Origin of the sequence: Aureibaculum algae, assembly GCF_006065315.1 — a bacterium.
GTDB classification, from domain to species: domain Bacteria; phylum Bacteroidota; class Bacteroidia; order Flavobacteriales; family Flavobacteriaceae; genus Aureibaculum; species Aureibaculum algae.
Map to the genome: position 1 here is coordinate 3295835 of NZ_CP040749.1, position 12072 is coordinate 3307906.

The following is a 12072-nucleotide window of genomic DNA, read 5'->3' on the forward strand; positions in this document are numbered from 1 at the left end:
CGGGTATTCATATTTACGAATATCACCTTGAGCGGAGTTGAGAAGTTAACCGTTTACTATCAAAACTTACCAACCTCAAAAAGCAAAGTTAAAATTTTAATTCTTAGAAAATTGTTCTCGATACAATTTTCTTCCGGACACATCGCCAGAAAATCAATCGAACTATTGAAAGCAATGGATTAAAAATTAGAAAAAATAGAAATACTGGTATTATTTAAAATATTGTATCTTTATAAACATCAGGTAATCATTAAATTAATAAAAATGAAGAATATAAAAAAAGAAGATATCAATCAAGAAGTTTTTGATTTGTACGATAGTTATGTCCATAGTAAGATTGACCGTCGAAATTTTATGAATAAGCTTTCAGTTTATGCTGTAGGTGGATTAACCCTTCCTTCTTTATTAGCCTTTTTAATGCCTAAATATGTAGAAGCTCAGAAAGTTAATTTTAATGACCCTCGTCTAAAGTCCGAATATGTTGAATATGAGTCACCCAAAGGTGGTGGAAAAATGCGTGGTTTATTAACAAGACCTATTGATAGCACTGCAAAATTACCTGGAATAATAGTAGTACACGAAAACAGAGGTCTTAATCCACATATTGAAGATGTAGCTCGCAGAGCTGCTCTTGAAGGCTTTATAGCTTTTGCACCAGATGCATTATTCCCTTTAGGAGGATATCCTGGTAACGATGATGAAGGTAGAGAACTACAACGCAAGAGAGACCGAAATGAAATGCTAGAGGATTTTATCTCTGCCTATGACTTATTAAAAGCCCACAAGGAATGTACAGGTAATGTTGGTGTTGTCGGTTTTTGTTTTGGAGGTTCCATTTCTAACATGATGGCGGTACATATTCCCGATTTAAAAGCATCTGTTCCTTTTTATGGAGGGCAACCAGAAACTAAAGATGTACCAAAAATTAAGGCTCCATTACTCCTCCAATTTGCCGAATTAGATAAAAGAGTAAATGCAGGATGGCCAGCTTATGAAACTGCATTAAAAGAACATAAAAAAACTTATACTGCACATATCTATAAAGGCGTAAATCATGGATTCCACAATGACACTACTCCTAGGTATGATGAAACTGCCGCTAAACTTGCATGGAAACGTACGATTGCTTTTTTTAAGGAAAAGCTAGTTTAAGTTATTCCATTTTAAAATTAAAATTTATCCTCAACTTTATCAAGTTAATTTTAACATTTAAAAATGAAAACAATTTGATAATTTAATTCTACAAATAAATACTCCATAAGTATATACTGCACAAAACCCTTATAAGACAAGGGTTCTGGACTTTGGCACGATGCTTGTAATTATCTTCACGGTAGTGTTAACCAAAACCTATTTATTAACCTTTAACACTTTAATTATGAAAAAAATTACATTATTACTCGTAACAGTCTTCGCACTGAGCCTTAGTCCGCAAATTTATGCTACTGATGCAAACACTTATTTAGAAACTCAAAACAGGGGAGTTTATGAAAATAATAAATCCTTCACATTTGTTGAAGAAGGAATTACATTTTCAATATTCCAAAATGGAGAGTTTGATTTTTATATTAACCCAAGACGTGGTATGCATGTTGGCGTTGATCTAGATAATGTAAGTATCAGTTACAACTCAGGTTATAATTATGAGCCTTATGTACAATACGATGATTATGGTGCTATAATTCAAATAGAAAACACACCAATTTATTATGACTCTTATGGGCGTATAATCGAAGCTGGTGGTGTAAAGATTAATTACCGTTCTAGTAGAGTAAACCGAATCGGTAGCTTAAACATCTATTACAATTCTTATGGAGGGTATTCGTACCATAGAGGCTATGTAAATGTATTTAACAGACATCATGTGTTTCACCCATTTCATAACTTTTTTGTACTACCATTTTTTAACAGATCGATACTAAGTTATAAGCCTTATAGAAATAGATATAGACCAACACGTTACAGCTATTATTATGGTAAAAACAATCACAAAAGAAACTATAATAGAAGTTATAATAGTAATAGAGGATATAAAAAAATAAACTCTAGAGTAAGAACTCGTAATTCTAGTGTTGCAAGATCAAAAGGAGTTAATAGTAAAAGAAATAACACTGTAACAAGAAGACAAACGGCTCAACGTAATACGGCGACTAGAAACATTAAAAATAGCACCCGTTCTAATAGAACAACAAATAAAACACCTAAAAGAACAGTTGCACAAAATAGAAGTACTACACCTCGCAATAATAGAACTGTTAATACTCAAACGAGAAGTACGGTTCAGAACAGAAGTGACAGAAAGCCTGCACAACGTACAGTGAAAACACAGTCTCGTAAAGCAAATGAAAGAAGTATTTCACAAAGAAATTCTTCAACAAAAAACAGAAGTTCATTACAAATAACAGAAAGAAAACCTGTACAACGTACTACAAGAACTCAAACAAGAAAGACCTCTAGTTCTTCTAGAACGGCATCACAAAGATCTACTCCAACAAGGACTAAATCTACCGTGCAAAGAAAAACAAGAACAGCATCTACATCTCCAGTAAAGAGATCTTCTTCAAAAAGAAGGATGTAAAAAGTAAGAAAAGGGAAAGTTGATGCAGAAAAAAGGCTTACCAATTGGTAAGCCTTTTTTATTGTTCATTTTTAATTGGTTTTAAAAACATCTTTTGTAACAGCAAATGTTTTAAACTCGACCATATAATCATTAGGGTCCTTTACAAAAAATGACGTATGCTCTCCATTTTTACCTTTTAAGAATGTTATTTCTTCAAAAAGTTCTATGTGTTGCGACGTAATTCTTTTATATAATTTTTCCCAAACTTCATGAGTGACAATAATCCCAAAATGAAATGATGGTAAAATTTTACCTTCAAAACTATAATTTTGAAAGCTAAAATCAAATTTACCCGATTTGGTAAACGTAATTTGATTGCCATATAAATTGATATCTAACCAATTTTGAGCAACTCTACCTAAGTCAGCACCTAATTTATCTATATAGAAATTTCTCGTTGCTTCTATATCTAAACAAGGCAATGATAAATGAAATGGTGCATTCATATGATTCGGATTTAAAGTTAAATGGTAACTCGTTGTTCCGCGAAAAAACGGGGCTAACGAATGCTCATTAGATATTAATCGTCGTCTTCATCATCAGAATCCTTAACTGAAGGCTCATCATCGTCATCGTCATCATCGTCATCTCCATCAAATTCTAAATCTTCATCTCCAATCATATCATCATCAATTATAGCATCATCGTCATCATCGTCATCGTCATCATCACTTGTATCAACATGATTTTCCATAGATTCTTCTAATCTTACACTAACTTTTACAAGATAAATAGTATCCTCTGTTTTTACTTCTACAGCTTCAATAGTTTCACCCGCTGCATTTTTAAAAACAACAATATCAGAATCACCATAGCCATCAGGGAATTTCTCCACCAACATATTTAAAATGTCTTCCGTTAGTTTTTTAAAATCGACAATTACTCTTTTCATGAGTTTTTTTATTTTTTATAGTTTTAAGGTTATAATATTATTACATATTTAGCAAATATGCAAATACTAATGGTGCAACAATTGTTGCATCGCTTTCAATAATAAACTTCGGCGTATCTATGTCTAATTTACCCCAAGTAATTTTCTCGTTAGGAACTGCTCCTGAATACGAACCATAACTTGTTGTTGAATCAGATATTTGACAAAAATAACTCCAAAAAGGCGTTTCTGGACGCTCCATATCTTGATATAACATTGGTACTACACAAATCGGAAAATCACCGGCAATTCCACCACCTATTTGAAAGAAACCAATACCATTTTCAGAATTATCAGTATACCAGTCAGCCAAAAATGTCATATATTCAATACCACTTTTCATGGTACTTGCTTTTAATTCTCCTTTTAACACATAAGATGCAAAAATATTGCCCATGGTACTATCTTCCCAACCTGGACAAATAATCGGTAGATTTTTTTCAGCTGCCGCATACATCCATGAATCTTTCAAGTCAATTTCGTAATAGTCTTCTAAAACACCAGACAATAAAAGTTTATACATGTATTCATGCGGTAAGTATCGCTCACCAGCATCTTCTGCATCTTTCCAAATTTTAAAAATATGCTTTTGTAACCTTCTAAAAGCTTCTTCTTCTGGTATACAAGTATCAGTAACCCTATTCAAGCCTTTTTCAAGTAAATCCCATTCATCTTGAGGCGTTAAATCTCTATAATTAGGGACACGTTTATAATGCGAATGTGCTACCAAGTTCATAATATCTTCTTCCAAGTTTGCACCGGTACAAGAAATTATTTGCACTTTATCTTGACGGATAACTTCAGCAAATATTTTACCTAATTCAGCCGTACTCATTGCACCTGCCAGAGATACTAGCATTTTAGCACCTTTATTTAATTGGTCTTCGTAACCTTTTGCAGCATCGACCAAAGCGGCTGCGTTAAAGTGTAGATAATATTTTTCTACAAAATTTGATATAGGTCCTTTAATCATCGTCTTCATCTATAAAGTTAGCAATATTATTTTTTAATGCTATAGCATCATCATTTAATTCATCAAAATCGTCAACATCAAGGTCAGCGAATTTATAACTTAACATTTTATAATACAATTTAGCAGCTAAAAAATCTGAAGATTTATCATCTTCGTTAGGACAAAGCTCAACGATATCAAAACCAACGACGTTTTTTTCTTTAAAAACTTGCTTTAAAAAATCTAATGTTTCGTACCATAATAATCCTCCTGGCTCTGGTGTACCAGTGCTTGGCATAATTGACGGATCAAAAGCATCTAAATCAAATGTAATAAAAACATTCTCAGTCATTAAATCTATTACATTTTCTACCCAATATTCATTAGTTACCATTTCATGGGCAAAAAATGTTTTCTCGGTATCCATAACCGTTTTCTCAAGAACATCCATACTACGGATTCCAACTTGAATTAAGTTGGTATTTTGACTAGCTTCATAAACAGCACAAGCATGATTACATTTAGTACCTTCATACTCAGGTCTTAAATCGGCATGAGCGTCAATATGCAAAACAGTTAAGCTATTAAAACATTCGTTAAAAGCTCTAATTGTACCAATAGAAATAGAATGCTCACCACCAAAAATGGTTACGAATTTATTCTTATTGATATACTTTTTAACAGTTTGGTGTACTTCTTCTACCATTGCTTCTGGCGAACTATCTTCTGTAACCGCCTCAGCTAAGAAAACACCTTGTTTGTAAACTTCTGAATCTGTTTCAATATCGTACAGTTCCATGTTTTCTGATGCTTCTAAAAAAGCATCAGGACCTTTGTTTGCACCTTTTTGCCATGTGCTTGTTCCATCATAAGGAACAGGAATTAATACCACTTGTGCTTTTTCAAGTTTTGAATATTCCTGTGGAATTCCAGCATACGTTTTGTTACTCATAATAGCCTAAAATTTTTAAAAAATCTGTGTGTGTTTGTTGTTGTGAAAATAATTTAGTTCTGATGTTCCCATCGCTGTCTTTATCAATTAATATATGTTTAGGTTGCGGAATTAAACAATGTTGTAATCCTCCAAAACCTCCTATTGATTGTTGGTATGCTCCCGTATTAAAAAAACCAATATATAACGGTTTATCATCTCTATACACAGGCATGTAAATAGCATTAATATGTTGTTCTGAATTGTAATAATCATCACTATCACAAGTTAATCCACCCAATAAAACCCTTTCATAATTAGAATTCCATCTGTTAATAGGTAACATTACAAAACGTTTATTTATGGCCCAAGAATCTGGTAACGTTGTGATAAATGAAGAATCAATCATATTCCAATTCTCTCTATCATTTTGTTTTTTCTGATACAATACTTTGTAAATAGCACCTCCACTCTCTCCTACGGTAAAACTTCCAAATTCTGTAAAGATATTAGGTACGTCAACTTCAGCTTCCTGACAGGTTAAATTAATTTGATTTACAATTTCATCAATCATATATTCATAATCAAAATCAAATGCTAGTGAGTTTTTAATTGGAAAGCCTCCACCTATATTTAGACTGTCTAACGTTGGACAAATCTTTTTCAAGCTAACATAGACTTTCAAACATTTTAACAACTCATTCCAATAATAGGCATTGTCTCTAATACCTGTATTGATAAAAAAGTGAAGCATTTTTAACGATACCTTCGGATTGTCTTGTATTTGATTTTTGTAAAAAGGTACAATATTTTTATACCCAATACCCAATCTACTTGTATAAAATTCAAATTTAGGCTCTTCTTCAGAAGCAATTCTAATACCCACTTTAAATTTACCGTCTATTTCTTCACTTAGTAAACTAATCTCCTCATAATTATCAATAATAGGAATACAGTTTTCATGTCCACTATTAATTAATCTTGCAATATTTAATACGTATTGTTCACGTTTAAATCCGTTACAAAGGATGTAATCTGTGTCTTTGATCTTACCATTTTCTATTAATTTTTCAACAATATTAATATCAAAGGCAGAGGACGTCTCTATATGAATGTCGTTTTTTAAAGCTTCGTTCAGAACAAAATTAAAGTGCGAACTTTTTGTACAATAACAATAATGGTATTTACCTTTATAATTATGTTTTTCAAAGGCTTTTGCGAACCAACTTTTTGCGGTATTAATGTTCTCTGAAATTTTTGGTAAATAGCTGAATTTTAAAGGAGATCCGTACTCTTCTACCAATTTCATTAGATCGATATCATGAAAAAGTAATTGGTCTTTATCTACTTTAAATTCTTGTTGAGGGAAATCAAATGTCTGATTTATTAAATCAATATATTTTGTATTCATTCTTAATTTTAAATTTTTATATTATTTATTCTTCAAGGTAAAAAAATAATATAAAAATTAAACAAGAATATACATATAGCCTTTCGCTAAGCGAATAAACTTCAGATTATTAAATCCGAGATAGGAAGAAGAAACCATAATTTTTTCGTCGTACAAACGTTGCACATTACAATCTAACTTCTTCAAACATAGATTGTAATCGAAAAATGGAAAACTGATCACTTAGTTTTTATAGTACAGCAAATGTAGAAAAAAAATGAAATAATTGACAAAAAAATATTTTATTTTAATATTAATTATTCTCGAGCTTATTTTTGAACACAAACATCAGTATTATGGGAATTGCAAGGACAATTGTAATCATCTTGTTTTGCATAAAAACCTCTGGAAATAAAGCCAATGTTAGTACAAATCCTCCCACGGCTCCACCTAAATGTGCACTATGCCCGGTATTACCCAATTGTTTTTTCATACCATACATAGAATACAGTAAATACCCTACACCAAATACATATCCTGGAATATCAAAAAACGGGAAGAAAATAAAAGTCAACCTCATATCAGGATTTAACATAATACCTGCGTAAATAATACCCATAACCGCTCCAGAAGCACCAACAGCACTATAATAAGGATCTTTTTTATGAAAACTCAAGGCTAAAGTACTACCTGCCAACAAACTCCCTAAATAAATAATTACAAATTTAAAAACTCCTAATTGATCAATTACAGGATCAGCAAAAATATATAAAGCAAACATGTTAAAAAACAAATGAGCTTGATCTACATGCAAGAACCCTGAAGTAAACATACGCACCTGCTCACCATTTAAAATGGGACCAATTTGAAATTTATATCGTTCAAAAAAAGATCTATCAGAAAATCCTTTTAAAGAAATTAATACATTTATGACAATTAATGCGACTACGGCGTAATTCATTTGTACTTATAATTTGTTCAAAGATAAATTATATAACGATATTTGTCGCAAAATAAATTTGATAATTTTATTTTTGCTTCACCCGCAATTACTTAAATAATTGTGACCACGCTATGAGCGTGGTAAATAGGAAACGTCGATGCAGTCATCGAAGAATTATTTATATTGATTATGCAATTGTTAAGTTATATTCTTGTCTATCCTTTTATATGGCTCTTGTCTATACTACCTTTCAGAGTGTTACATTTTATTTCTGATGCATTCTATTATTTACTTTACTATATCATTGGATATCGAAAAAAAGTTGTTTTCGACAATTTACAATTAGTTTTTCCGGAAAAGTCTGATGAAGAAATTACGCGTATTGCCAAAAAATCTTACAGACATTTTGTAGATGTTTTTGTTGAAATCATAAAACTGTTTACAATTTCGAAAAAACAATTGGCAAAAAGATATAAAATTGGCAATATTGATGTACTGAAAAAACTTGAAAAACAGAATAAAAGTACCCTTTTAATGGGTGGACATTACGCCAATTGGGAATGGATCTTTTTATTGAATACGCAAGTTAGTTTTAATGGCTATGCTGTTTACAAAAAGATAAATAATAAATACTTCGATAAAAAAATAATAGAAACCAGAGGTCGATTTAATACCAACTTGGTCAACACAAAAAAAATCTTTTCTGTGATGAATAAAAACACCGAAGAGAATAGATTATCTCTTTATGGTTTTTTAGGTGATCAATCGCCGCAAGTTACAAAAGCACATTATTGGTCGCACTTTTTGGGTGTAGACAACTTACCTATACACACGGGTGCTGAGCACTTGGCAAAAAAATATGATCTTCCTGTGGTATTTTTTAAAACCAAACGTGTAAAACGTGGGTATTATGAGGTTAATTTTGAATTGATTACTGATGAACCACAATCCTTTAAAGATTATGATATCACAGATATTTACTTAAGAAAAGTGGAAGAAGAAATAAAAGAAGCCCCTGAATATTATTTTTGGACGCATAAGCGATTTAAACATCGAGGCAAGAATTTGTTAAAAAAGAATCAGGACTAAAAAAAGTCTTGAGTCTGCCGTTGTAACTACAAACAAGCATCTGAAAATATTAAATAGACACCCCAAAAGTAACCTCTAGGGGCCAATTACATCTATTAAACTTCAAACCATTTCTCTACCAACTGCTTTTCATATTGGTCACTCCCGATAAATTCAAATTCATTGGAAACGGCATTGTAATTATAATCATTTTTCCATTCATTAAAATAAAGACATAATTCCTTGATGCTTTCACAAACGTAATTAACCTCTTCATTTGTAATGGTTGGGTGTATTGACATTCTAATCCATCCCGGACGTTCAATTAAACAGCCTTCTTCAATTTTCGCTTTATACTGTTCAGAAGTTGGCAAATCTATATGTAATAAAATATGACCATAAGTACCCGCACAAGAACAACCACCTCTGGTTTGAATTCCAAATTTATCATTTAACAACTTAACACCAAGGTTATAATGTAAATCGTCTATAAAAAAAGAAAAAATACCCAATCTATCTTCATGTTCTGCTGCCAATACATGTAAGTTATCTAACTCTTTTAGTTTTTCAAAAACTATTTCATTAATCTCATGCTCACGAGCTAATATTTTTTCAGAGCTCATTTTTTCTTTTAACTGAATAGACAATGCTATTCTTATCGTTTGCAAAAAACCAGGAGTTCCTCCATCTTCTCTTAATTCAATATCTTCAATATACCTATGGTCTCCCCACGGGTTGGTATAAGTAACTGTACCTCCACCAGGGTTATCAGGTACCGTATTGTGATACAATTCATCACAAAAAATTAACACTCCAGAAGTACCCGGACCACCTAAAAATTTGTGTGGTGAAAAAAGTACTGCATCTAACTTTTCAGCTTCATCTTCAGGGTGCATATTTATAGGCACATAAGGAGCAGAACAAGCAAAATCGACAAAACAATAACCTCCATAAGCATGAATAATTTTTGCCATTCTATGATAATCTGTTCTAATTCCAGTAACATTAGAACATGCCGTAATTGACGCTATTTTAATTTTTCTATCCTTGTATTTTTCCAATAATTTTTCGAAGCTTTTAAAACAAACCAATCCTTTTTCTTCACAAGGGATAACCTCAACATCTGCAATGGTTTCCAACCAAGAAGTATGGTTAGAGTGATGTTCCATATGCGTTATAAAAACAATAGGTTTTAAATCTTCAGGTACGTTGGTAAAATCACGCATACTTTCTGGAACACGCAATCCTAAAATACGTTGAAATTTATTAATTACACCTGTCATTCCTGTTCCCGATGTAATTAAACAATCCGTATTCTTGGCATTAACATGTTGCTTAATAATATCTCGAGCTTTGTGATATGCATGTGTCATGGCAGAACCTGTAATTGAAGTTTCCGTATGTGTATTGGCCACAAAGGGACCAAAATCATTCATTATTTTTTCTTCAATAGGTCTATATAATCTACCACTGGCGGTCCAGTCTGTATAAATAACTTTCTTTTTACCATACGGAGATTCAAAGTATTGTTCTACTCCAATAATATGTTTTCTGAACTGTTGAAAATAAGACTCTAAAGAAGATTTATTACTCATTGGATTACATTTAATTTTAGTGTTTATTATAATCAATTAAAAAACACCCCTATTTAGCTTCGCTGGTATCTTCAAAACAAAATATATTTTGTTTCTCGATAATCCCCAAGGGGACAATACTCATGAAAATTATTTTAATCAAAGATGGTTAATCGCATTTTTACGCTTCAATCCTCTTTTGTAAACTTATATTCCAGCAATCGTTGCTATTTCGTCCATAATTCTCTTTGCCAATTGATCTGCATTAGCTTGCGAGCCACTTTCTGTATATACTCTAATGATAGGCTCTGTATTAGACTTTCTCAGATGCACCCATTCGTCAGCAAAATCAATTTTCACTCCATCTATCGTATTTACATCTTCATCTTTATATTTATCAGCCATTTGAGCTAGAATAGCATCAACATCTAATTGAGGAGTAAGTTGTATTTTATTTTTACTCATAAAATAACTCGGGTAACTTTCTCTTAAGGCTTTACAACTCATTTTTGATTTCGCTAAATGCGATAAGAATAAGGCTACTCCAACCAATGAATCTCTACCATAATGAGATGCAGGGTAAATTATTCCTCCATTACCTTCACCTCCAATAATAGCATTGGTATCTTTCATTAATTCAACTACATTTACTTCACCAACCGCACTTGCTTTATAAGTGCCACCGTGTTTTTCAGTGACATCACGTAAGGCTCTTGATGAGGATAGGTTTGACACTGTATTTCCTTTTGCCAATCCTAAAACATAATCTGCACAAGCTACCAATGTATATTCTTCACCAAACATAGACCCATCTTCACAAACCAAAGCTAATCTATCTACATCAGGATCTACAACGATTCCTAAATGGGCATTTTCTTTAACTACTAATTCTGATATATCAACTAAATGTGCAGGTAATGGCTCTGGGTTATGAGGAAACTGTCCGTTAGGTTCACAGTATAACTTTACACATTCTACTCCTAGCCTTTCCAATAAATTAGGAATTACAATTCCTCCCGTAGAATTAACAGCATCAACAACTACTTTAAATTTTGCATTTTTAATAGCATCAACATCAACAAATTCGAGTTTTAATACCTCATCAATATGTTTATCCATATAACCAGACAACTTCGTATACGTACCTAAATCATCTACTTCAGCAAACGTATACCCATCAGAATCTGCAATATTTAAAATTTCAGCACCATCGGCAGCATTTAAAAATTCGCCTTTCTCATTTAATAATTTTAAAGCGTTCCATTGTTTTGGATTGTGAGAAGCCGTTAAGATAATTCCTCCATTTGCTTTTTCAAGCGGAACAGCAACCTCTACAGTAGGTGTTGTTGATAAACCTAAATCTATCACATTAATTCCCATTCCCACCAAAGTGTTCGCAACTAAACTACTTACCATTTTACCTGAAATACGGGCATCTCTACCCACTACAACGGTCAAGTTTTTCGAATTATTATTTCTCTTTATTAACCAACTACCATATGATGCCGCAAATTTTACAGCGTCAACTGGTGTTAAATTATCATTTACTGTACCTCCAATAGTACCTCTAATTCCTGAAATTGATTTTATTAAACTCACAAGCTATTTTTTTGATTTTGACAAAGATAATGGAAATTGAAACATTCGTGAATAAAAGATATAA

At 32.1% G+C, this 12072-nt stretch carries 11 protein-coding genes; 3 read left to right on the plus strand and 8 right to left on the minus strand.

Annotated features, from left to right (window positions below; translation table 11 throughout):
- Positions 1-264: 264 nt before the first annotated feature.
- Positions 265-1152, plus strand: coding sequence for a dienelactone hydrolase family protein (locus FF125_RS13775; protein WP_138950307.1), 888 nt, complete (start codon positions 265-267; stop codon positions 1150-1152).
- A gap of 226 nt (positions 1153-1378) precedes the next feature.
- On the plus strand, positions 1379-2578 hold the full coding sequence (locus FF125_RS13780; protein ID WP_138950308.1) for a hypothetical protein: 1200 nt from the start codon (positions 1379-1381) through the stop codon (positions 2576-2578).
- Positions 2579-2649: 71 nt separating this feature from the next.
- Here FF125_RS13780 and FF125_RS13785 read toward each other — a convergent pair whose 3' ends face one another.
- From FF125_RS13785 to FF125_RS13810, 6 genes are all read right to left on the minus strand, one after another.
- A complete protein-coding gene (locus tag FF125_RS13785) occupies positions 2650-3066 on the minus strand; it encodes a VOC family protein (protein WP_117883244.1) in 417 nt (138 codons plus the stop codon).
- A 74-nt stretch (positions 3067-3140) separates the two neighbouring features.
- Positions 3141-3512 carry a DNA primase gene (locus tag FF125_RS21940; RefSeq protein ID WP_175418930.1) on the minus strand — a complete coding sequence of 124 codons (372 nt, stop codon included), beginning with the start codon at positions 3510-3512 and terminating at the stop codon, positions 3141-3143.
- Positions 3513-3552: 40 nt separating this feature from the next.
- Positions 3553-4524, minus strand: a complete 972-nt coding sequence (locus tag FF125_RS13795; RefSeq protein ID WP_138950309.1) for a deoxyhypusine synthase family protein — start codon at positions 4522-4524, stop codon at positions 3553-3555.
- Positions 4517-5455: an agmatinase gene (gene speB / locus FF125_RS13800; protein WP_138950310.1), complete on the minus strand. Its 939-nt coding sequence runs from the start codon at positions 5453-5455 to the stop codon at positions 4517-4519. The genes FF125_RS13795 and speB overlap by 8 nt, the downstream gene beginning before the upstream one ends.
- Positions 5448-6845 carry a type III PLP-dependent enzyme domain-containing protein gene (locus FF125_RS13805; RefSeq protein ID WP_138950311.1) on the minus strand — a complete coding sequence of 466 codons (1398 nt, stop codon included), beginning with the start codon at positions 6843-6845 and terminating at the stop codon, positions 5448-5450. The genes speB and FF125_RS13805 overlap by 8 nt, the downstream gene beginning before the upstream one ends.
- 292 nt (positions 6846-7137) lie before the next feature.
- Positions 7138-7785: a rhomboid family intramembrane serine protease gene (locus tag FF125_RS13810; protein WP_138950312.1), complete on the minus strand. Its 648-nt coding sequence runs from the start codon at positions 7783-7785 to the stop codon at positions 7138-7140.
- Positions 7786-7956: 171 nt separating this feature from the next.
- Between FF125_RS13810 and FF125_RS13815 the strand changes: the two genes are divergently transcribed.
- Positions 7957-8856 (plus strand): lysophospholipid acyltransferase family protein, encoded by a 900-nt coding sequence (locus FF125_RS13815; RefSeq protein ID WP_138950313.1) that lies wholly within the window; start codon positions 7957-7959, stop codon positions 8854-8856.
- A 95-nt stretch (positions 8857-8951) separates the two neighbouring features.
- Here FF125_RS13815 and FF125_RS13820 read toward each other — a convergent pair whose 3' ends face one another.
- Both FF125_RS13820 and glmM read right to left on the minus strand, forming a co-directional pair.
- Positions 8952-10430 carry an aminotransferase class V-fold PLP-dependent enzyme gene (locus tag FF125_RS13820; RefSeq protein WP_138950314.1) on the minus strand — a complete coding sequence of 493 codons (1479 nt, stop codon included), beginning with the start codon at positions 10428-10430 and terminating at the stop codon, positions 8952-8954.
- Positions 10431-10616: 186 nt separating this feature from the next.
- On the minus strand, positions 10617-12008 hold the full coding sequence (glmM, locus tag FF125_RS13825) for a phosphoglucosamine mutase (protein ID WP_138950315.1): 1392 nt from the start codon (positions 12006-12008) through the stop codon (positions 10617-10619).
- Between the last annotated feature and the right edge of the window lie 64 nt (positions 12009-12072).